Genomic DNA, 20293 nt, shown 5'->3' with positions numbered 1-20293 from the left:
TTTTAAACTGACCGGTCAGTGCAAAAAGTTACCGCCGAGTTGGCGATCAGGCAAAAGCCCAGGTCAGCGGGATTGTCAGTGGGGCGCTGCACGATGAACACATACGGCCACAGCGCCGTCACCCGACGACAGGAGGCTCGTCATGGCCGGCCACAACGCCGCAGCCACACCCCGGCGCCGCACCGGATCGCGCCCCGCCCCCGCCCGGCTCGGACCCGCGTCCGACATCCACCCGGTCCTGCGCCGCTCCTCGGCACCGCCCGCCGCCCTCGACCTGCTCGCCAAGGCCAGGGCCGGACTCGACGAGGCCGCCGCGCTCGACGTGCCCAACGAGCGGTACGCCACCGCACACCTCGCCGCCCTGCGCACCGCCGCGGCCGTGCTCGCCGCCCGCGGCCGGCCCGAGCGCGACCCCCGCAAGCGGGCCCGCATCCGCAGCACCTGGGAGGTGCTGCCCGAGATAGCGCCCGAGCTCACCGAGTGGAGCGCCCTCTTCGCCTCCGGCGCCGAGCGCCGGGCCCGGGCCGAGGCCGGCATCACCGGCGCCGCGAGCCGCCGCGACGCCGACGACCTGATCCGCGCCGCCGCGGTCTTCCTGCGCCTGGTCGAGCGGCTCCTGGTCCTCCAGCCGGTGCTGCCGCGCCAGCCGGGCGCCGGGGAGGCGGCCGGATGACCGCGACCGGCCGGGTGATCGGGAGACCAGGGCCGAGGCCATAGGGTGGGGACGTTCGTACCCGTCACCGAGGAGTCAACAGCCGTGTCGGACCCTTCCCCTGTCTCCGGTCGAGAGGCGACCTCGCGCCCGTCGCGCGCCTCCCTGCGCACCGCCGTCGTCTGGGACGTCCTCAAAGACGCCCTGGACCGCCGGGTCAAGGCCACCGGGAAGGACAGCCTCGATGTCCTCGACACGGGCGGCGGCTCCGGCAACTTCGCGGTGCCCGTCGCCCGGCTCGGCCACCGGGTGACCGTCGTCGACCCGAGCCCCAACGCGCTCTTCGCGCTCGAGCGGCGCGCCGCCGAGGCGGGCGTCGCCGACCGCGTCCAGGGCGTCCAGGGCGACATCCGCGGCCTGTTCGACGTGGTCGAGCGCGAGGGCTACGACTCGGTGCTGTGCCACGGCGTCCTGGAGTACGTGGACGACCCCGCCGAGGGCGTCCGCAACGCCACGGCCGCGCTGCGCGCCGGCGGCAGCCTCAGCCTGCTCGCCGCCGGGCTCGGCGGCGCCGTCCTCGCCCGCGCGCTCGCCGGGCACTTCACCGAGGCCCGGCACGCGCTGAGCGACCCGGCCGGCCGCTGGGGCGAGGGCGACCCGGTGCCCCGGCGGTTCACCGCCGAGCAGCTCACCGAGCTCGCCGCCGACGCCGGTCTCGACGTCGGCGCCGTGCACGGCGTGCGGGTCTTCGCCGACCTGGTCCCCGGCGTCCTGGTCGACACCGAGCCGGGCGCCGCCGAGGCCCTGCTCAGGCTGGAGGCCGCGGCCGCCGAGCTGCCGTCCTTCCACGCCATCGCCACCCAGCTGCACGTCCTCGGCGAGAAGCACGGCTGAGCGGGCCGCGCCGGCCCCGGCCGGCCACCCGCACGGCGGTGCCCCGGAGCCTGCGCCCCGGGGCACCGCCGTATGCGCTGAGCAGCGACGCAGCCGCAGATGGAGTACGCCACAGCCCGCCCGAGCGGGGACTTGTCCCCGTATGATCGAGGGACACCATCCGGCATGACGGGCAGGGGGCTGGGGAATCAACGCCTCAGCATCCGATCCGCATGGCGGCCCGGATTGGCGATTTGGCATTGAGGGCGGGTTTCACGGGGGCGATTCCCTGCCTATCCTGAAAGGGCCGCAAACCGGTCGCCCCCGCGACCGACGACGAGGAGGACTCCGTGCCGCTCTCGGAGCACGAGCAGCGAATGCTCGAGCAGATGGAGCGAGCGCTGTACGCCGAAGATCCCAAGTTCGCGACAGCGCTCGAGGGAAGCGGACTGCGTACGTACACCCGGCGACGGGTCTACCAGGCAGTCGCCGGCTTCCTGGTGGGTATCGCGCTCCTCATGGCCGGAATGGTCGCTCAGCAGATCTGGATCAGCGTGGTGGGATTCCTCGTCATGCTGGGCTGCGCGGTCCTGGCGGTCACCGGATGGCGCAAGGCGCCCAAGCCGGGTGAGCATGTGCGGGGAGCCGCCGGAGGCGGCCGTCAGTCCCGACAGCGACGCTCGATGATGACCCGCATCGAAGAACGGTGGCAGCGCCGCCGCGACGAACAGCAGGGCGGCCACCACTGAGGCGGCCCGCCCGACCGGCGGTCCGAGACCGCCGAACCGAGCACGAAGCACCGCGACACGAAGCACCGAGCACCAACCACTGAGCACCAACCCTGTGGGCCCGCACCGTACGGTGCGGGCCCACAGGGTTTCGTGCGCCGGGTCCGTGCGACGGAGTCGCGCCGGGTCCGTGCGACCGGGTCAGGACGGCTTCCGGGTCAGCGTCCGCGCCGTGGCGCGGGCCCTCGCCCGCCACGCCTCCCGCACCGCCGCCCAGCGGTCCCGGGCCGCCCAGCTCAGCCTGGCGGCCGAGCGGGGTGCCAGCAGCGCCCGCAGTCGGGTGCCCCGCGAGGCGGAGGCGTCGAAACCGCGACGGATCACGACGGCCAGCTCGGTGAGACCCGTGGCCGGACGCGGAACCGGGGCGTACAGCGCCTCCTCCACCGCGCGCGCCAGCCGGTGCACCGCGTCCGCCGCGTCCGGCGGCAGCTCGCCCTCGCGGGCCAGGCGCGCGGCCGTCCGGCGGGGCGTGCGTGACTCGTCGGGGAACACGCCGTGGTCCCAGGCCGTGTCGTTGACCTCCTGCCAGACCGCGAGGACGCGCGTGACCGGGTCACCCGCCGGGCCGAGGCGTCCGGCCCGGACCCGGCTGCGCCACAGCAGCGGGAACAGCAGGAGCGCGAGCACCAGCAGCACGCCCAGACCCACCAGGACCGGCTGCAACGGGAAGCCGCCGTCGCCGTCCGACGCTCCGCCGCCCGCCGCCTGGTCCTGGCCGCACTCGCCGAGCTTCTTCTGCTGCGGCGTGCAGCTCTCCGAGGCGCTGGGCACCGCCGAGGGCTGCGCCGACGCGCCCGTCGAGGGCTGCGCGGAGGGCGTCGCCGCCCCGCCCGCGGACTGCTCCCGGGTCCAGTCCGGCACCGAGCCGCGCGAGGGCGTGGGCTCGAACCGGGTCCAGCCGGCGCCCTCGAAGTACAGCTCGGGCCACGCGTGGGCGTCCCGTATGCCGACCGAGACGGAGCCGTCGGCCTGGGGAGCGCCCGGCATGAAGCCGACGGCGACCCGGGCCGGGATCCCGAGGGAACGCGCCATCGCCGCCATCGAGAAGGAGAAGTGGACGCAGAAGCCCTCCTTGTCCTTCAGGAAGCGGGTGATCGCTCCGACACCGGTGCCGGAGTCGACCTTCACGCTGTAGCGGAAGCCGCCGTCCTCGGTGAACCACTTCTGCAGCTTCACCGCCCGCTCGTAATCGTTGCGCGCCCCGCGGGTGACCTCCAGCGCCGTCGACCTCACCTCCGGCGGCAGCGTGGCGGGCACCCGGGTGTACTCCCGGCGCAGCTTGTCCGGGGCGGCCGGGGCCGCCGCCAGCTGCTCGCCCGTGGGCTGCACGGCCAGGCTGGTCACCGAGTAGCGGGCGCCGCGCGTGGTCTGCCCGTTGTCGCCGACGAGCATCCGGCCGGCCGGCTCGTAGCGCCAGCCGCCCGCGATGGACACCTTGGACGCCGGATAGGGCATCGGCAGCCACTTCTGCTCGTACTGCGGCGAGGCGACGAAGTTCGTCGTCACCTCCGTGACGCGGACGTCCTGGGCGAGGCCGTCCGGCCAGGGCAGCTCCTCGGGCACGTCCTGGATGGGACGCACCGAGGACTTCCAGGCGGTGCCGTCGAACTGGTCGAGCGCGACGAGCCGCAGATAGTGCCCGCTGGTGTCGGTGAGATTGGTGCGGTAGCGCAGGACCTCGCGGTCCTCCGGCTGGCGCAGGTCGTTCTGCAGCGAGACCAGCGGGTTCACGGCCGAGATCGTGCCGCCCTTGCCGCCGGAGCCCTCACCGCCGCCGTTCCCGCCGAAGATCCCGCCGTCGAGCCCCGGGAGCGCGCGCGGCAGCACCAGCGCGATGACCAGGACGACCGCGCCGATCCGCCACCCGGTGCGCGTCGGCGCGAACGCCGGCCCGCCTTCCCCGATGGCCGACCCGGGCCGGCCGGAGCGCTGGGCACCACCGAAGACCCGGCCCCAGGCGGAGAGCCGGTCCCGGCCCTCGGCCAGGAGCAGCACCAGGTAGCCGGCGGCGGCGAGCAGGAAGGCCCACGCTCCCGCGCCGCCGCCGGCGAGCCCGGCGGCCACCGAGTACAGCGCGAGCAGGGGCAGTCCCGCGGGGGCCGCGTTGCGGAAGGTCACCGCGAGGGCGTCCACCAGGAGGCCGATCACCGCGACGCCGGTGACGAGCAGCAGCCGGATGCCGGGAGTGTTCGGCGCCGGTGTCGCGTACGTGCCGACGTCGGTGACGCCCGCCTCGAAGAGCGTCCCGAAGGCCGCGAAGGCCTCGGGTCCCGGCAGCACGCCGAGGACCGCCTGCTCGCGCACGAAGACCACGGTGAGCACGAGCAGCGTGAGGACGGCCTGGGCGGCGATCGTCAGCGGCCGGGCGAGCGGCACCCGCCGAGTCGCCGTGCCCACCGCGCTCTGCAGACCCAGCAGGATGGCCGCCGTGAAGATCCAGGTGGCCGGCCTGACCAGCGGCAGCAGGGCGAGCGACGCCGTGAGCGTCGCTCCGTAGGCCGCGAGCGTCAGCCGCGCGCGCCCGCTCATGACCAACCTCCGTAGGTGTCGGCGGCGGGGGCCTGCGCGGCCGCCCCGCCGGCCTGCTGCCACAGATCGCCGAGCCGGACGCCCGGAGGCACGGCGAAGGCCTGCCAGCCGGCCTCCCGCAGCCGCCGCAGCCGGTCCTCGACGGCGCCGGCGACGGCGCCGCCGGTCAGCCAGGTCCCGGAGTCGAGCACGAAGGCGACGGCCGCGCCGCCGCGCTGCCGCATCCGGGCCACGAGCGCCGCCTGGTCCTCGTCGAGGTCGCCCAGGAAGGCGACGAGCAGGCCCTCGTGTCCGCCGCGCAGCGCGTCGTACGCCCGGGACAGGCCGGCTCCCTCGGAGTGGTCGACGACCGCGAGGGTGTCCATCATCAGGCCGACGGTGTCGGCCGATTCCTGACCGGACCGGCCGGCCCCGGCGAAGCCCTCGGCGCCCTCGCCGGGCACGGAGCTGCCGGTGTCGGTGAGCAGCCGGACCGAGTAGCCGCGCTCCAGCATGTGCGTGAGGACGGAGGCGGCACCGGAGACGGCCCATTCGAAGGCCGAATCGGGTCCGCCGCCCTCGTAGGCGATCGCCCGGGTGTCGAGCAGCACCGTGCAGCGGGCGCGCTGCGGCTGCTCCTCGCGGCGCACCATCAGCTCGCCGTAGCGGGCGGTGGAGCGCCAGTGCACCCGGCGCAGGTCGTCGCCGTACCGGTAGGCGCGGGGGATGATGTCGTCGTCCCCGGCGAGCGCGAGGGCCCGCTGCTGTCCCTCCCCGTACCCGGCGGACTCGCCGCCGGGCCGGACGGGCGGGAGCGGTTCGGTGCGCGGGATGACGGTCAGCGTGTCGTACGCGCTGAAGGAGCGGGTCAGCTCGCACATCCCGAAGGGGTCGGTGAGCCGCAGCTGGAGCGGGCCGAGCGGGAAGCGTCCGCGCAGGTCGGAGCGGACCCGGTAGGACACCTCGCGGCGGCCGCCCGCCTCGACGCGGTCGAGGACGAAGCGGGGCCGGGGTCCCAGCATGTACGGCACGTGGTCCTGGAGCATCAGCAGGCCGGTGGGCAGCCGGGACACGTTGTCCATGCGGAGGTGGACCCGGGCCTCGGTGCCGGTCTCGACCCGCTGCGGGGAGAGCCGGCGGCCGGCCGCGACCCGGTGGCGGGTGCGGTGCAGCACCACGACGCAGACCAGCGGCAGCACGGCGAGCACCAGCCCGACGCGCAGCAGGTCGACCTGGCCGAGCACGTAGGCGCAGACGGCGGCCGCGATCCCGGCGGCGAGGAAGGAGCGGCCGCGGGTGGTCAGCCCGGCCAGGGCGGCCCGCAGGCTGCCCCGGTCGCCGTCCTCCCACCGCGCCGGGGCGGGCCCCTGCGGAGCGGCGGTGCTCATCACAGCCGCCGGGCGCCGGGCTGCTGGCCGTAGTACGGACCGGCCGGCTGCGCGGGAGGCGCGGCGGCCGGCACGGGCGTGCGCTGCAGGATGTCGTGCACGACCTGCTCGGCCGTGCGGCGGTTGAGCTGGGCCTGCGCGGTGGGCAGCAGACGGTGGGCCAGCACGGGGGCGGCGAGGGCCTGCAGGTCGTCGGGCAGCACGTACTCCCGGCCGCTGAGCGCGGCGGACGCCTTCGCGGCCCGCAGCAGGTGCAGGGTGGCGCGCGGCGAGGCGCCGAGCCGCAGGTCGGGGTGGCTGCGGGTGGCGGCGACCAGCTCCACCGCGTACCGCTGGACGGCGTCGGCGACGTGCACCTTGCGGACGGCCTCGATCAGCTTGAGGACGTCATGGGCGTGGGCCACCGGCTGGAGGTCGTCCAGCGGGGAGACCGAGCCGTGCACGCCGAGCATCTTCAGCTCGGCCTCGGCGTTCGGGTAGCCGATCGAGACCCGGGCCATGAAGCGGTCGCGCTGGGCCTCGGGCAGCGGGTAGGTGCCCTCCATCTCCACCGGGTTCTGGGTGGCGACCACCATGAACGGGCTGGGCAGCTCGTACGTCTGGCCGTCCACGGTGACCTGGCGCTCCTCCATGGACTCCAGGAGCGCGGACTGGGTCTTGGGCGAGGCCCGGTTGATCTCGTCGCCGATCACGATCTGCGCGAAGATCGCACCCGGCTTGAACTCGAACTCGCGCCGCTGCTGGTCGAAGATCGACACGCCGGTGATGTCCGAAGGCAGCAGGTCGGGCGTGAACTGGATCCGGCGGACCGAGCAGTCGATCGACCGCGCCAGCGTCTTGGCCAGCATGGTCTTGCCGACGCCGGGGACGTCCTCGATGAGGAGATGTCCCTCGGCGAGCAGCACCGTCAGCGCAATCCGTACGACCTCGGGCTTGCCCTCGATCACACTCTCCACCGACCTGCGCACCCGCTCCGCGGTCGTGGTCAGATCTGTGAGGCTCGCTCGGTCGTCATAGGTCGTCACCCGGCCCTCCTAGGCCCTTTCCGCAGCACCGACACCTGCCCCCGGCGCGATGGCCGGGGGGTGTCACCCGTGCATTCTTGTGGCCGTGACCGGGTCGTGTCACTTGCCGGCGGCTCGCCTGTGGATAACTCCGGGCGAATTGCCGGGGTTTGCAGGCTTGCGCCGGGCGTTCCGCTTCGGTGCGGCGATCCGGCGGGGTGGCTATTCGGCCGTCGTGGACGGCTCGATCTCGCGCAGCAGACCCGTCTTCACGTCGAAGACGAAGCCCCGCACGTCGTCGGTGTGCAGCAGGAACGGGGAGGTGCGCACCCGCTGCATCGACTGGCGGACGTCCTGGTCGACGTCACGGAAGGCCTCGACGGCCCAGGCCGGACGCTGACCGACCTCGTCCTCCAGCTCGTGCCGGAAGTCCTCGGTGAGCGACTCCAGGCCGCAGCCGGTGTGGTGCACCAGCATCACGCTGCGGGTGCCGAGGGCGCGCTGGCTGATCGTGAGCGAGCGGATGACGTCGTCGGTGACGACTCCGCCGGCGTTGCGGATGGTGTGGCAGTCGCCCAGGTGGAGGCCGAGGGCGGCGTGCAGGTCGAGGCGGGCGTCCATGCAGGCGACCACGGCGACCCGCAGCACGGGCCGCGCGTCCATTCCCGGGTCGGTGAAGCCGGCGGCGTATTGCGCGTTCGCCTCGACGAGACGGTCGGTGACCGTGCTGTTCTCGGTGTCTATCGAGTCGGCGGAGGTGTTCGGCAGTGTCGACATGTCACCGACGTTAGTGGCCACGGCGTCCGAAAGCCTGCTGTGAGAAGGGACAAAGAGTCCCAATGAACCTTGTTGTGAGCTAACCCACAGGTGGCGGCGGCCGGGGCCGTTCGGGTGAGTGCCCGGGGCGCGCGACGCGCCAGCCGGTTGGTTGACCGGCGGGTCCCGTGGACTAGAGTGACGCGAAGTTCACGGAGACATCGAGCGATTTCCGCCGGTTGTCCCCCATTTACGCGGCGGTACCCACGGCTCGGCCCCTTCCGCTCGCCGGCGGTACCTGTCTCCGCCGGATCTGAGAGGGCGCATTGAGCAACGACCGACACGTCCCGGTGATGCTCCAGCGGTGCCTGGACATGCTGGCGCCCGCCCTGGAACACCCCGGTGCCGTCGTCGTCGACTGCACCCTGGGCCTGGGCGGACACAGCGAGGCGCTGCTGCGGCGCTTCCCCGAGGCGCGGCTGGTCGCCCTCGACCGCGACAAGGAGGCCCTGCGCCTCTCCGGCGAGCGGCTCGCGCCCTACGGCGAGCGCGCCACCCTCGTGCACGCGGTCTACGACGAGCTGCCCGAGGTCCTGGACCGGCTCGGCATCGCGCGCGTCGACGGCATCCTCTTCGACCTGGGCGTCTCCTCGATGCAGCTGGACGAGGCCGACCGCGGCTTCGCGTACGCCCAGGACGCCCCGCTCGACATGCGCATGGACCAGACGACCGGCATGAGCGCCGCCGAGGTCCTCAACACCTACCCGGCCGGCGAGCTGGTCCGCATCCTGCGCGCCTACGGCGAGGAGAAGCAGGCCAAGCGGATCGTCTCCGCCATCGTGCGCGAGCGCGAGAAGGAGCCCTTCAGCAACAGCGCCCGGCTGGTCGAGCTGATCCGCGACGCTCTGCCGCAGGCCGCCAAGCGCACCGGCGGCAACCCGGCGAAGCGCACCTTCCAGGCCCTGCGCATCGAGGTCAACGGAGAGCTCTCGGTCCTGGAGCGGGCCATTCCCGCCGCCGTGAAGGCCCTCGCCGTCGGCGGCCGGATCGCCGTCCTCTCGTACCACTCGCTGGAGGACCGGCTGGTCAAGCAGGTCTTCGCGGCGGGCGCCGCCAACACCGCCCCGCCCGGCCTCCCCGTCGTCCCCGAGCGCTACCAGCCGCGCCTGAAGCTGCTCACCCGCGGCGCCGAGCTCCCCACGGAGGAGGAGGTCGCCGAGAACCGCCGGGCGGCGCCCGCGCGTCTCAGGGGGGCGCAGAGGATCCGGGAGGACGAGGCCGAGTGAGCGGCGGGCGCGAGGCCACCGTGCCGCGGACGACGGCGACGGCCGCACCGGCGCGCCCCGCGCGGACGGAAGCGGACGAGGACGGGCGATGACGAAACAGGGGCCCCTCAAAGGGCGGGCCGCACGGCTGGGCCGGCTCATGCCGTCCGGGCCGAGCACCGCGGCCCGTACGCCCTTCGTCCTGCTCGTCGTGCTCCTCCTCGGCGGCGGCCTGATCACCCTGCTGCTGCTCAACTCGGCCCTCAACCAGGGCTCCTTCAAGCTCAGCGAGCTGAAGAAGGAGACCACCGAACTGACCGACGAGGAACAGGCCCTCCAGCGGGACGTGGACGACAGCGCCGCGCCCGACGCGCTGGAGCGGCGCGCCCGCGAGCTCGGCATGGTGCCCGGCGGCACGCCCGCCTTCCTCGACCCCGACGGCCGGGTCCGCGGCGAGCCCTCCGTCGCGGTCTCCCCGAAGCCCCTGCCCCGGCCCACCCCGTCGGCCGGGGCGACCGCCCCGGCGGCGGGCGCCCCGTCCGGGCCCGCCGAGCAGTCCCGGCCGCCCGCCTCGCCGCCCCCGGCCACCGGATCCACGGCCGCGGACGCGTACGACGGGCCCGGCACTCCGGGCACCCCCGGCACCGCCGCCCCCTCCGCGACACCGACGCAGACCACCGCGACCGCCCCCACGACCTCCGGCAGGTGACCCGTGCCCTCCAAGGAGCCCCCGCGCCGCCGCGTCCCCGGCCCCGCGCGGCCCGCACGCCCGCGGCCCGCCGCCTCCGGCAGGCCCTCGGCGAGGCCCGCCCCGAGACCCGCGCAGCCCCGGCGCCCGGCGGCCCGGCCCGCGGCCAGGGCGCGCACGATCCGGCTCGGCAGGCCCAAGCCCCGGCTGCGTCTGGTCTCCCTCGGCCTGACCCTCGTCATGCTGGTCTTCGTGGTCCGGCTGCTCCAGGTGCAGGCCGTGGACGCCGCCGCGTACGCCGCGAAGGCCGAGAAGCACCGCTACCAGGAGTACACGCTCTCCGCCGACCGCGGTGAGATCACCGACCGCAACGGGGTCGCGCTGGCCGCCAGCGTCGACGCGTACGACGTCACCGCCGACCCCAAGCTCTTCACGCCCGAGGAGTCCAGGCTCAAGGACGCCCCCGAGCAGGCGGCCGCGCTGCTCGCCCCGCTCCTCGGCAAGGAGCCCGCCGAGCTCGCCAGAAAGCTGCGCACCCCCAAGTCCCGCTACACGGTGCTCGCCCGCAAGCAGACGCCCCAGGTCTGGAACCAGATCAAGGACCTGAAGAAGGTCTACGAGCAGAAGGCCAAGCCCGCCAACGGCGGCAACGGGATCAACCTCCTCGGCGGCGTCCTCGGCGAGCCCAGCACCAAGCGCGTGTACCCGAACGGCGAACTCGCCGCCGGGATACTGGGCTACGTCAACGCCGAGGGCCGCGGCGCCGGCGGCGTGGAGTCCATGCTCGACAAGGAACTGGCCGGCCAGGACGGCAAGATCCGCTTCGCCCAGTCCGGCGGGCGCCGGGTGCCCACCGCGGGCTCCCAGGGCACCCCGGCCGTCCCCGGCTCCGACATCGAGCTGACCATCGACCGGGACATCCAGTGGGCCGCCCAGCAGGCCATCACCGAGCAGGTGCGCAGGTCCAGGGCCGACCGCGGCTACGTCGTCGTGCAGGACACCCGGACCGGCGAGGTCCTGGCCATGGCCAACGCCCCCGGCTTCGACCCCAACGACCTGTCCCAGGCCAACGCCACCGCCATGGGCAACGCCGCCCTCCAGGACGCCTACGAGCCCGGCTCGACCGCCAAGGTCATGTCGATGGCCGCCGTCCTGGAGGAGGGCGCGGCCACCCCCGACACCCGCGTGACGGTCCCCAACCGGCTGCACCGCGGCGACCGCCTGTTCGCCGACGACGTCGACCACAAGACCTGGTACCTGACCCTCAACGGCGTCCTCGCCAAGTCCAGCAACATCGGCACCATCCTCGCCACCGGCCAGCTCGGCAAGACCCAGCCCGAGGCCAACAAGGTGCTGTACGACTACCTGCGCAGGTTCGGCGTCGGCAGCCCCACCGGCCTCGGCTACCCGGGCGAGACGCCCGGCATCCTCGCCAAGCCCCAGGACTGGTCGACCTCGCAGCAGTACACGATCCCGTTCGGCCAGGGCCTCTCCGTCAGCGCCATGCAGGCCGCCTCGGTCTACTCGACCATCGCCAACGGCGGCGTCCGGATCGAGCCGACCCTGGTGCGCGGCACCAAGGGCCCCGACGGCCGCTTCACCCCGGCGCCGGCGCCCAAGGAGTCGCGGGTGATCAGCGAGAAGACCGCCAGGACCCTCGCGCAGATGCTGGAGTCCGTGGTCGACGACGAGGAGGGCACCGGCACCAGGGCGGCCATTCCCGGCTACCGCGTCGCCGGAAAGACCGGCACCGCCAACCGCGTCGACCCCGAACTCGGCCGCTACAAGGGCTACACCGCGTCCTTCGCCGGCTTCGCCCCCGCCGACCAGCCCCGCATCACCGTCTACTGCGCCATCCAGAACCCCACCAAGGGCAGCTACTTCGGCGGCCAGATCTGCGGACCCATCTACAAGAAGGTCATGGAGTTCGCCCTCAAGACCCTCCACGTGCCGCCGACCGGCAGCGAACCCGCCCGCCTGCCCGTGTTCTTCGCCCCCTAGGCGAACGAACGTGAACACCCCGTGACACTTCGGGAGCACCAGTGACAACGATCACCCCACCTTCCGGGAACCGGAAATCGAACTCCGGCGACGCCGCGGCCCGATTTAGCCCTGCGCAGGGTGTGCCCGGTACGCTCACCGCCGTGCCACACGCTGATCAGTCCCGAACCACCCCGCCCCGCCCGGAGCGGCTCCGCCCGACACCCCTGGGCGAGCTCGCCGGCCGGCTGGGCACCGAGATCCCCGGCTCCGGTCACGGCGTCGAAGTCTCGGGCATCACCCACGACTCGCGGGCGGTGCGCCCCGGCGACGTGTACGCGGCCCTGCCGGGCGCCCGTGCCCACGGAGCCGACTTCGTCGCCCAGGCCGCGGGCCTCGGCGCCGCCGCCGTCCTGACCGACCCGTCGGGCGCCGAGCGCGCCGCCGCGACCGGCCTGCCGGTCCTCGTCGTCGACGACCCGCGCGGCCGGATGGGCGAGCTCGCCGCCGAGATCTACGGACGCCCGGGCGCGGACCTGCTCCAGATCGGCATCACCGGCACCTCCGGCAAGACCACCACGGCCTACCTCGTCGAGGGCGGCCTGCGAGGCGCGGGCAAGGCCACCGGCCTGGTCGGCACCGTCGAGATGCGCATCGGCGACGAGCGCATCAAGTCCGAGCGGACCACTCCCGAAGCCACCGACCTCCAGGCCCTGTTCGCGGTCATGCGCGAGCGCGGCGTCGAGGCGGTCGCCATGGAGGTCTCCAGTCACGCCCTGGTGCTCGGCCGGGTCGACGGCTGCGTCTTCGACGTCGCCGTCTTCAACAACCTGAGCCCGGAGCACATGGAGTTCCACTCCGACATGGAGGACTACTTCCAGGCCAAGGCACGGCTGTTCACGCCCGAGCGCAGCAGGCGCGGCGTGGTGAACCTCGACGACGACTACGGCCGCCGGCTGGCCCAGGAGGCGGCCGTCCCGGTCGTCACCTTCTCCGCCGCGGGCGACCCGAACGCCGACTGGCGCGCCGAGGACGTCGTCACCGGAGCCGCCGACTCCACCTTCACGGTCGTCGGTCCGGACGGCACCCGGATCTCCGCCACCGCGCCGCTGCCCGGCCCGTTCAACGTGGCCAACACGCTCGCCGCGATCGTCACCCTCGCCACCGCGGGCATCGACCCGAAGACCGCCGCCGACGGCGTCGCCGCCGTACCCGGAGTCCCGGGCCGCCTGGAGAAGGTCGACGCCGGCCAGCCGTTCCTCGCGGTCGTCGACTACGCGCACAAGACGGACGCCGTCGAATCGGTCCTGCGCTCGCTGCGCGAGGTGACCCGCGGGAAGCTGCACGTGGTCATCGGCTGCGGCGGCGACCGCGACACCACCAAGCGCGGCCCGATGGGCGCCGCCGCGGCCCGGCTCGCCGACACCGCCGTCCTCACCTCCGACAACCCGCGCTCCGAGGACCCGCTCGCGATCCTCACCGCGATGCTGGCCGGCGCCTCCGAGGTGCCGGCGTACCAGCGCGGCGAGGTCCTGGTCGACGCCGACCGGGCCGCCGCCATCGCCGCCGCCGTGGCCCGCGCGGAGCCGGGCGACACCGTCCTGGTCGCCGGCAAGGGCCACGAGCAGGGGCAGGAGACCGCCGGCGTGGTCCGGCCCTTCGACGACCGACAGGTCCTGCGCGAGGCCATCCTCAGCCGGCTGAGCCAGCAGGACGCACACCGTCACCAGAACAGTCAGGGATGAAGCAGTGATCGCCCTCTCCCTCGCCGAGATCGCCGAAATCGTCGGCGGGCGGCCGCACGACATACCGGATCCGGCCATCCGGATCACCGGCCCGGTCGTCATCGACTCCCGTGAGGTGAAGCCCGGCAGCCTGTTCGCCGCCTTCGCCGGCGAACGCGTCGACGGCCACGACTACGCGACGCGAGCCGTCGAGGCGGGTGCGGCGGCCGTGCTGGCCACCCGCCCCGTCGGCGTGCCCGCGATCGTCGTCGACGACGTCCAGACGGCGCTCGGGGCCCTCGCCCGCGCGGTCGTCGAACGCCTCGGCACCGATGTCGTCGCCCTCACCGGCTCGGCCGGCAAGACCTCCACCAAGGACCTGATCGCCCAGGTCCTGCAGCGGCACGCGCCCACCGTGTGGACGCCGGGATCGCTCAACAACGAGATCGGCCTGCCGCTCACCGCGCTCACGGCCACCGACGAAACCCGCCACCTCGTCCTGGAGATGGGTGCGCGCGGAATCGGCCACATCCGCTACCTCACCGGCCTCACCCCGCCCCGCATCGGACTCGTGCTCAACGTGGGCAGCGCCCACATCGGCGAGTTCGGCGGTCGCGAGCAGATCGCCATCGCCAAGGGCGAGCTCGTCGAGTCCCTGCCGGCCGCCGAGGACGGCGGCGTCGCGGTCCTCAACGCGGACGACCCGTTCGTCCGTGCCATGGCGAGCCGCACCAAGGCGCGCGTCACCCTGTTCGGAGAGGCGGACGAAGCGGCCGTACGTGCCGAGAACGTCCGGCTCACAGAAACCGGACAGCCCTCTTTCAGGCTTCACACACCCACCGGGTGCAGCGACGTGACCTTGCGCCTGTACGGTGAGCATCACGTGTCGAACGCGCTCGCCGCGGCCGCCGTCGCCCATGAGCTGGGCATGCCCGTCGAGGAGATCGCCACCGCGCTCTCCGAGGCGGGCACCCTGTCGCGCTGGCGCATGGAGGTCACCGAGCGTCCGGACGGCGTGACGATCGTCAACGACGCCTACAACGCGAACCCCGAGTCCATGCGAGCCGCCCTGCGCGCGCTCGCGGCCATGGGCCGGTCCGCACAGGACCGGGGTTCCCGTACGTGGGCGGTGCTCGGCAAGATGGCCGAGCTCGGAGACGAGTCGCTCGCCGAGCACGACGCGGTCGGACGGCTCGCCGTCCGGCTCAACGTCAGCAAGCTCGTCGCGGTCGGGGACAGGGAAGCGTCCTGGCTGCAACTGGGCGCCTATAACGAGGGTTCGTGGGGTGAGGAGTCGGTGCACGTGTCCGACGCGCAGGCGGCGGTCGACCTGTTGCGCAGTGAGCTGCGCCCGGGGGACATCGTCCTGGTGAAGGCTTCCAGGTCGGTGGGTCTGGAGCGGGTCGCCCTGGCACTGCTCGAGAACACCGCCGAGGGTGAGGCGGCCGGCCGATGAGGCAGATCCTCTTCGCGGGGGCCATCGGGCTCTTCCTGACCCTGATCGGCACCCCGCTGCTCATCAAGCTGCTCGCTCGCAAGGGATACGGCCAGTTCATCCGCGACGACGGCCCGCGCGGCCACCTCGGGAAGAAGGGCACGCCCACCATGGGCGGCATCTCCTTCATCCTGGCCACCCTCATCGCGTACGCCCTGGCCAAGGTCATCACCGGCGAGGACCCGACGTACTCGGGCGTCCTGGTGCTGTTCCTGATGGCCGGCATGGGTCTGGTCGGCTTCCTCGACGACTACATCAAGATCGTCAAGCAGCGTTCGCTCGGTCTGCGGGCCAAGGCGAAGATGGCCGGCCAGCTGATCGTCGGCATCGCCTTCGCCGTGCTCTCGCTGCAGTTCGCGGACGCGCGCGGCCAGACTCCGGCCTCCGACAAGCTCTCGTTCATCACCGACTTCGGCTGGTCGATCGGCCCGGTGCTCTTCGTGGTCTGGGCGCTCTTCATGATCCTGGCCATGTCCAACGGCGTGAACCTGACGGACGGTCTGGACGGCCTGGCCACCGGCGCCTCGGTGATGGTCTTCGGCGCGTACACGTTCATCGGGCTCTGGCAGTTCCAGGAGTCGTGCGCCAACGCCATGACCCTGACCAACCCGAACGCCTGCTTCGAGGTGCGCGACCCGCTCGACCTCGCGGTCGTCGCCTCCGCGCTGATGGGCGCCTGCTTCGGCTTCCTGTGGTGGAACACCTCGCCCGCCAAGATCTTCATGGGCGACACCGGCTCGCTGGCCCTCGGCGGCGCGCTGGCCGGTCTCGCCATCTGCTCCCGTACGGAGCTGCTGCTCGCCCTCCTCGGCGGCCTCTTCGTGATGATCACGATGTCCGTGGTCATCCAGGTCGGCTCCTTCAAGATGACGGGCAAGCGCGTCTTCCGGATGGCGCCCCTCCAGCACCACTTCGAACTCAAGGGGTGGTCCGAGGTCCTGGTCGTCGTCCGCTTCTGGATCATCCAGGGCATCTACGTGATCGTGGGCCTGGGCATCTTCTACGCCGGATGGGCATCCGAAAAGTGAGCGCACAGCTGGACTGGCAGGGCAAGCACGTCACCGTCGCCGGGCTCGGCGTGAGCGGCATCCCCGCCGCCCGCGTCCTGCACGGGCTCGGTGCGGTCGTCACGGTCGTCAACGACGGTGACGACGAGCGCTCCCGGGCGCAGGCGGCCGAGCTGGAGGCGGAGGGGATCACCGTCCGCCTCGGCGACGGGGCCACCCTGCCGCCCGGCACCGAGCTGATCGTCACCGCGCCGGGCTGGAAGCCCGACAAGCCGCTCTTCCGGGCCGCCGAGGCGGCCGGCGTGGAGATCTGGGGCGACGTCGAGCTGGCCTGGCGGCTCCGCGGCCCGGACGCGGCCCCGTGGCTCGCGGTCACCGGCACCAACGGCAAGACCACGACCGTGCGGATGCTCGCCTCCATCCTGGAGGCGGCGGGCCTGCGGACGGCGGCCGTCGGCAACATCGGCGTCTCGCTCCTCGACGCCGTGCTCGGCGAGGAGAAGTACGACGTGCTCGCCGTCGAGCTCTCCAGCTACCAGCTGCACTGGGCGCCGAGCCTGCGCGCCCACTCCGCCGCCGTGCTCAACCTGGCGCCCGACCACCTCGACTGGCACGGCTCCATGGAGGCCTACGCGGCCGACAAGGGCCGGATCTACGAGGGCAACCGGGTCGCCTGCGTGTACAACGTGGCCGACCGGGTGACCGAGGACCTGGTCCGCGAGGCCGACGTCGAGGAGGGCTGCCGGGCCATCGGCTTCACCCTCGGCACGCCCGGCCCCTCCCAGCTCGGCGTGGTCGACGACATCCTCGTCGACCGGGCCTTCGTCCCCAACCGGCAGAAGAACGCCCAGGAGCTGGCCCAGGTCTCCGACGTCCAGCCGCCGGCCCCGCACAACATCGCCAACGCGCTCGCCGCGGCCGCCCTCGCCCGCGCCTTCGGCGTCGAGCCGAAGGCCGTACGGGACGGACTGCGGGCCTTCCGGCCCGACCCGCACCGCATCGAACTGGTCGAGGAGATCCAGGGCGTCACCTACGTCGACGACTCCAAGGCCACCAACACCCACGCGGCGGAAGCCTCGTTGGCGGCCTACGACCCGATCGTCTGGATCGCCGGCGGCCTCGCCAAGGGAGCGACCTTCGACGAGCTCGTGCAGAAGTCCGCGAAGCGGCTGCGCGGCGTCGTGCTGCTCGGCCAGGACCGGGCGCTGATCGGCGAAGCCCTGGCGCGACACGCCCCGGAGGTCCCGGTGGTGGACCTCGACCGGACCGACACTGGGGCGATGTCCGCGGCGGTCCGCGAGGCGGCCGCGCTCGCCCGGCCGGGGGACACGGTCCTGCTGGCCCCCGCCTGCGCGTCGATGGACATGTTCGCCAACTACAACAAGCGGGGCGAGGCCTTCGCGGACGCCGTCCGCGCCCTCGCCGCCACCGGCGACGCCTGACCTGACCAGCAAGGAGGTCCGGCCGCGCCGGACACGACTGGAGGGGACAGCGACCATGCCGAGCAGAACCGCCGGGACACGCCGGCCGGCCGCCGCACGCGGCGCCGGCCGCGCCCCCGCGGCGCCGGGGAAGCGCCGCGCGGGCGGGGTGCGGGGGCTCTACGAGCGGGCCCGCCGGACCTGGGACCGGCCGCTCACCGCGTACTACGTGATCGTCGGCGCCGGACTGCTCATCACCGCGCTCGGCCTGGTGATGGTCTACTCCGCCTCGATGATCACGGCGCTCCGCTACGACCTGGTGCCCTCGTACTTCTTCCGCAAGCAGTTCTTCGCGGCGCTGCTCGGCGCGGGGCTGCTGTTCCTGGCGTCCCGGATGCCGGTGAAGCTGCACCGGGCGCTCGCCTACCCGATCCTGGTCGGCGCGATCTTCCTGATGGTGCTCGTCCAGATCCCCGGGATAGGGGTCGCGGTCGGCGGCAACCAGAACTGGATCTCGCTGGGCGGACCGTTCATGCTCCAGCCCAGCGAGTTCGGCAAGCTGGCGCTGATCCTGTGGGGTGCCGACCTGCTGGCCCGCAAACAGGACATGAAGCTGCTCGCCCAGTGGAAGCACATGCTGGTGCCGCTGGTGCCCGGCGCGTTCCTGCTGCTCGGCCTGATCATGCTGGGCGGTGACATGGGCACGGCGATCATTCTCACGGCGATCCTGTTCGGCCTGCTGTGGACCGCGGGCGCGCCCACCCGGCTGTTCGTCGGGGTGCTCGCCGTCGCCGGCGTGATCGGCGTGCTGCTCATCAAGACCAGCCCGCACCGCCTGGAGCGCTTCGGCTGCCTCGGCGCCAGCGACCCGGGCGGCGCGGGGGACCCGTGCTGGCAGGCCGCGCACGGAATCTACGCCCTGGCCTCGGGCGGATGGTTCGGTTCCGGACTCGGGGCAAGTGTGGAAAAATGGGGCCAACTCCCTGAAGCGCACACCGACTTCATCTTCGCCGTCACCGGGGAGGAACTGGGCCTGGCGGGGACGCTGTCGGTGCTGGCCCTGTTCGCGGCTCTAGGCTATGCGGGTATCCGCGTGGCCGGACGTACGGAGGACCCCTTCGTCAGGTATGCCGCGGGAGGCGTGACCACCTGGATCACGGCCCAGGCCGTGATCAACATCGGTGCGGTGCTCGGTCTGCTGCCGATCGCCGGAGTCCCGCTCCCGCTGTTCTCCTACGGAGGGTCGGCCCTGCTGCCGACCATGTTCGCCGTCGGGCTCCTGATCGCCTTCGCGCGACAGGAACCCGCCGCGAAAGCGGCCCTGGCCATGCGGCGCCCCGGATGGGGCAAGCGGGTCGGGGGGAGATGGAAGTCGATGCGACGGCGCGTCAAGAAGCGTCCGTCCGGAGAGCGGTGAATTTCGGTGCATGTCGTACTCGCCGGCGGAGGTACCGCCGGTCACATCGAGCCCGCGCTCGCCCTCGCGGACGCCCTGCGCAGGCAGGACCCCTCCGTGGGGATCACGGCGCTGGGCACGGAGAAGGGCCTGGAGACCCGGCTGGTCCCCGAGCGCGGCTACGAGCTGGCGCTCATCCCGGCCGTGCCGCTGCCCCGTAAGCCCACCCCCGAGCTGATCACCGTCCCCGGACGGCTGCGCGGCACGATCAAGGCCGCCGAGCAGGTCCTGGAGCGCACCAAGGCGGACTGCGTGGTCGGCTTCGGCGGCTACGTGGCGCTGCCCGGTTACCTGGCCGCCAAACGGCTCGGCGTGCCGATCGTGGTCCACGAGGCCAACGCCCGGCCCGGCCTGGCCAACAAGATCGGCTCGCGCTACGCGGCCGGGGTCGCCGTCGCCACGCCGGACTCCAAGCTCCGGAACGCCCGTTACATCGGCATTCCGCTGCGCCACTCCATCGCGACCCTCGACCGCGCCCGCGTGCGCCCCGAGGCGCGCGCCGCGTTCGGCCTCGACCCGAACCTGCCGACCCTGCTGGTCTCCGGCGGCTCGCAGGGCGCACGCCGGCTCAACGAGGTCATCCAGCAGATCGCGCCGGTGCTCCAGCGCTCCGGCATCCAGATCCTGCACGCGGTCGGCCCGAAGAACGAACTGCCGCGTGTCGACAACATGCCCGGAATGCCGCCGTACGTGCCGGTACCGTACGTGGACCGGATGGACCTCGCGTACGCCGCCGCCGACATGATGCTCTGCCGCGCGGGCGCGATGACCGTCGCCGAGCTCTCCGCCGTCGGACTGCCGGCCGCCTACGTCCCGCTGCCCATCGGCAACGGCGAACAGCGGCTCAACGCCCAGCCGGTGGTCAAGGCCGGCGGTGGACTCCTCGTCGACGACGCGGAACTGTCGCCGCAGTGGGTGCAGGCCAACGTCCTGCCCGTACTGGCCGATCCGCACCGCCTGTACGAGATGTCCCGCTCCGCCGCCGAGTTCGGCCGCCGGGACGCCGACGACCTGCTCGTCGGCATGGTGTACGAAGCGATCGCCGCCCGCCGACAGGCGTAGCGCGCGCCGCGCCGAGCAGAGGCAACAGGCAGGAGACGCCACCGTGGCAGCCGGACCGACGACCGCCGAGAAGAGTGGAACGAGCAGGTCCAAGGCGGCGCCGCGGCAGCCGTCCCGGGGGGGGAAAACAAAGGTGCGGGGTGCCTAACCAAGGGTGGTCCCTAACGCCCCCCCCTACACTCCCCCGGTAGACCCGGGTCCCCTGGGGACGCCCCGATCACACCCA

At 73.1% G+C, this 20293-nt stretch carries 16 protein-coding genes; 12 read left to right on the top strand and 4 right to left on the bottom strand.

What is annotated here, in order from left to right; genetic code table 11:
- Positions 1-142 precede the first annotated feature (142 nt).
- The 3 genes from ACFWJO_RS14255 (at position 143) to ACFWJO_RS14245 (ending at position 2274) form a co-directional block, all read left to right on the top strand.
- Positions 143-673 (top strand): SAV_6107 family HEPN domain-containing protein, encoded by a 531-nt coding sequence (locus ACFWJO_RS14255; protein ID WP_386864996.1) that lies wholly within the window; start codon positions 143-145, stop codon positions 671-673.
- A gap of 84 nt (positions 674-757) precedes the next feature.
- Positions 758-1546: a methyltransferase gene (locus ACFWJO_RS14250; protein WP_384422037.1), complete on the top strand. Its 789-nt coding sequence runs from the start codon at positions 758-760 to the stop codon at positions 1544-1546.
- A gap of 329 nt (positions 1547-1875) precedes the next feature.
- The gene (locus tag ACFWJO_RS14245) at positions 1876-2274 is read left to right on the top strand and encodes a DUF3040 domain-containing protein (protein WP_384422039.1); all 399 of its coding nucleotides are present in this window, start codon (positions 1876-1878) and stop codon (positions 2272-2274) included.
- A gap of 180 nt (positions 2275-2454) precedes the next feature.
- Here ACFWJO_RS14245 and ACFWJO_RS14240 read toward each other — a convergent pair whose 3' ends face one another.
- The 4 genes from ACFWJO_RS14240 to ACFWJO_RS14225 form a co-directional block, all read right to left on the bottom strand.
- The gene (locus ACFWJO_RS14240; RefSeq protein WP_386864995.1) at positions 2455-4842 is read right to left on the bottom strand and encodes a DUF3488 and DUF4129 domain-containing transglutaminase family protein; all 2388 of its coding nucleotides are present in this window, start codon (positions 4840-4842) and stop codon (positions 2455-2457) included.
- Positions 4839-6209: a DUF58 domain-containing protein gene (locus ACFWJO_RS14235; protein ID WP_386864994.1), complete on the bottom strand. Its 1371-nt coding sequence runs from the start codon at positions 6207-6209 to the stop codon at positions 4839-4841. The genes ACFWJO_RS14240 and ACFWJO_RS14235 overlap by 4 nt, the downstream gene beginning before the upstream one ends.
- On the bottom strand, positions 6209-7234 hold the full coding sequence (locus ACFWJO_RS14230) for an AAA family ATPase (protein ID WP_386864993.1): 1026 nt from the start codon (positions 7232-7234) through the stop codon (positions 6209-6211). The genes ACFWJO_RS14235 and ACFWJO_RS14230 overlap by 1 nt, the downstream gene beginning before the upstream one ends.
- Positions 7235-7435: 201 nt before the next feature.
- A complete protein-coding gene (locus tag ACFWJO_RS14225) occupies positions 7436-7990 on the bottom strand; it encodes a beta-class carbonic anhydrase (protein WP_386864992.1) in 555 nt (184 codons plus the stop codon).
- 305 nt (positions 7991-8295) lie between these two features.
- On the opposite strand from ACFWJO_RS14225, the gene rsmH reads away from it, so the two are divergent.
- The 9 genes from rsmH (at position 8296) to murG (ending at position 20067) form a co-directional block, all read left to right on the top strand.
- Positions 8296-9255, top strand: a complete 960-nt coding sequence (rsmH, locus tag ACFWJO_RS14220) for a 16S rRNA (cytosine(1402)-N(4))-methyltransferase RsmH (protein ID WP_386864991.1) — start codon at positions 8296-8298, stop codon at positions 9253-9255.
- A gap of 88 nt (positions 9256-9343) precedes the next feature.
- Complete coding sequence (locus tag ACFWJO_RS14215; protein WP_386864990.1) at positions 9344-9943, top strand: septum formation initiator family protein; 600 nt, start codon at positions 9344-9346, stop codon at positions 9941-9943.
- A gap of 3 nt (positions 9944-9946) precedes the next feature.
- Positions 9947-11923, top strand: a complete 1977-nt coding sequence (locus ACFWJO_RS14210) for a peptidoglycan D,D-transpeptidase FtsI family protein (protein WP_386864989.1) — start codon at positions 9947-9949, stop codon at positions 11921-11923.
- A 41-nt stretch (positions 11924-11964) separates the two neighbouring features.
- Positions 11965-13647, top strand: a complete 1683-nt coding sequence (locus tag ACFWJO_RS14205) for a UDP-N-acetylmuramoyl-L-alanyl-D-glutamate--2,6-diaminopimelate ligase (protein WP_386864988.1) — start codon at positions 11965-11967, stop codon at positions 13645-13647.
- A 4-nt stretch (positions 13648-13651) separates the two neighbouring features.
- A complete protein-coding gene (gene murF / locus ACFWJO_RS14200; protein WP_386864987.1) occupies positions 13652-15082 on the top strand; it encodes a UDP-N-acetylmuramoyl-tripeptide--D-alanyl-D-alanine ligase in 1431 nt (476 codons plus the stop codon).
- Entirely contained in the window at positions 15079-16149 is a 1071-nt protein-coding gene (mraY, locus tag ACFWJO_RS14195; RefSeq protein WP_386864986.1) for a phospho-N-acetylmuramoyl-pentapeptide-transferase, read from the top strand. The genes murF and mraY overlap by 4 nt, the downstream gene beginning before the upstream one ends.
- Positions 16131-17570 carry a UDP-N-acetylmuramoyl-L-alanine--D-glutamate ligase gene (murD, locus tag ACFWJO_RS14190; RefSeq protein ID WP_386864985.1) on the top strand — a complete coding sequence of 480 codons (1440 nt, stop codon included), beginning with the start codon at positions 16131-16133 and terminating at the stop codon, positions 17568-17570. Before mraY ends, murD begins: the two co-directional genes overlap by 19 nt.
- A 55-nt stretch (positions 17571-17625) precedes the next feature.
- A complete protein-coding gene (ftsW, locus tag ACFWJO_RS14185) occupies positions 17626-18966 on the top strand; it encodes a putative lipid II flippase FtsW (RefSeq protein ID WP_386864984.1) in 1341 nt (446 codons plus the stop codon).
- Positions 18967-18972: 6 nt separating this feature from the next.
- Positions 18973-20067, top strand: a complete 1095-nt coding sequence (murG, locus tag ACFWJO_RS14180; protein ID WP_384422063.1) for an undecaprenyldiphospho-muramoylpentapeptide beta-N-acetylglucosaminyltransferase — start codon at positions 18973-18975, stop codon at positions 20065-20067.
- Positions 20068-20293 lie beyond the last annotated feature (226 nt).

Origin of the sequence: Streptomyces sp. NPDC127092 (assembly GCF_042722475.1) — a bacterium.
In the GTDB taxonomy this organism is placed as follows: domain Bacteria; phylum Actinomycetota; class Actinomycetes; order Streptomycetales; family Streptomycetaceae; genus Streptomyces.
Note: the sequence above shows the minus strand (reverse complement) of the source record. Positions and strands in the feature narration are given on the sequence as shown.